This is a genomic window from Bradyrhizobium sp. 157 (genome assembly GCF_023073815.1).
In the GTDB taxonomy this organism is placed as follows: domain Bacteria; phylum Pseudomonadota; class Alphaproteobacteria; order Rhizobiales; family Xanthobacteraceae; genus Bradyrhizobium.
In genome coordinates, this window is sequence record NZ_JADPKF010000028.1 from 1 (window position 1) to 1609 (window position 1609).

General features: G+C 61.6%; 1 protein-coding gene. It reads right to left on the bottom strand.

Going from position 1 to position 1609, the window contains the following annotated elements:
• Positions 1-850 precede the first annotated feature (850 nt).
• Complete coding sequence (locus tag IVA95_RS06675; protein WP_247509790.1) at positions 851-1135, bottom strand: helix-turn-helix domain-containing protein; 285 nt, start codon at positions 1133-1135, stop codon at positions 851-853.
• Between the last annotated feature and the right edge of the window lie 474 nt (positions 1136-1609).

Here is a 1609-nt window from a genome sequence, read left to right on the forward strand (position 1 = left end):
ATGGACGGTCCCCTTGTCTGGTTCGACTCAGCATCGCCAGTCTGGCACATCGATGCCGTTCGGGGGCCGTCCACCCCATCATTGCGAGCGCAGCGAAGCGAAGCATGCGGAGACGTGGATTGCTTCGTCGCTTCGCTCCTCGCAATGACGGTGGATACAGTTTCGCGATCTCGCAGCATGTTCTGCCCGAGGCTTACATCTGCTTTTGCCCTCCCGAAACTCAGAGGGCGCAGGGAAGACCGGGTGCTTGCCGCACCCGCGGTCTCATGTGCAGGTGCGCATAAGGAACGCGCACACGAGCATACAGGTACAGCGGGAGCATCCCGGCCTTCCCTGCGCAATGGCTTTACGGCTTATAGCGAGCTCTCCCCGGAGAACGGCTTTGTTGCCTCCGTCGCCACGCGGACAACTTCCACGTAACTTAACGCCAGCACCGCGGCGCCAGGACCACACGACTTCGCCGTACGCGTCGGGCGCGTACGTCTAGCGCGCCATCAGCGTCCATCGCATCTCACCGCACGTTCGTGACGATCGCGAGCCGCCCCTCAATCGGGTGAGACGGGCGGAGTTATGCAGATGATTTGCTCTCGAAGTTAAGCGGAATATTTTTGCCAAAGGGGCTGGACAGGTTTTTGCTGATTTGCCCGTCGTGCCAGTTTGTCGCACACGCGCAAGCGAGATTGCGCTTGCGCGCGAAGCAAATCAGTCCGCAGCCCGCAGGGTGGGCAAAGGCGCAGAGCGCCGTGCCCACCAGCTTACGCCGTGTTCATGATGGTGCGCACGCTTCCGCCTTCGCTCTCCGAGCTACGGCGGGCTAGGTCCGCTTTGCCGACGCTACGCTCTGCTCGACCTAGCTGTGCGCGGGAATGTCGGCGCCATCAGACGCATACTGCCGGAGCTTGTTGCGCATCGTGCGCACCGAAAGTCCGAGCACGCGCGCGGCATGAGTGCGATTGCCGTGGCAGCGCGCCAGCGTCTGCAGCACGAGCTCGCGCTCGATCGCCTCGACGGTGGAGCCGATCAGCATCGGCACGATCTGGTGGGGTGGAAGGGCCGGAGAATCCGGCAGCGGAATCTCGCCCGCGCGGTCACACGCCGCGCTAATGTACGCGTCACCAAGGTACTCCCGGGGCATCAACACCTCCCGATCAACGCTAGCTCCGAAACGCGGAGCTGAAGCATCAGGAATCAACGGCCCCCTGCCGTAGAGAGAGGGTGGGCGGGTTTGGTTAATGAAAGGTTAATGGGGACGGAAAGGTTTTGAGGACACTTTGTACACCCTGAAGTAAACGCCCAACAGCAGGCAGATAGGCGCGTCAGCGCGGTCTCGTGGTTTCTCGTCTCTCTAACGCAGGGAGGTCCACAGCCACCGCTCTTCGTTGTTGGTGGGATCCGTAGCGGGCATGTATCGAGGTTTCGCTTGTGTGCGGGGAACGACGCATCCAGCTCAGGGCCGTAGCCCGCATGAGCGTAGCGATATGCGGGATGGTTTGAACCCCGGATGTCGCTTCGCTCCATCCGGGCTTCTGTAACGGGCCTTAGTTAGTCAATCCCTTTTTGCGCTGTCCACCTGCCGGGCACTTGCTTCTGTACGGGATCGGCACTGAGG

What these genes read in the sequence shown, in the direction of transcription:
- IVA95_RS06675 (WP_247509790.1), bottom strand. Translation starts at nt 1,135, where the DNA reads ATGCCCCGGGAGTACCTTGGTGACGCGTACATTAGCGCGGCGTGTGAC.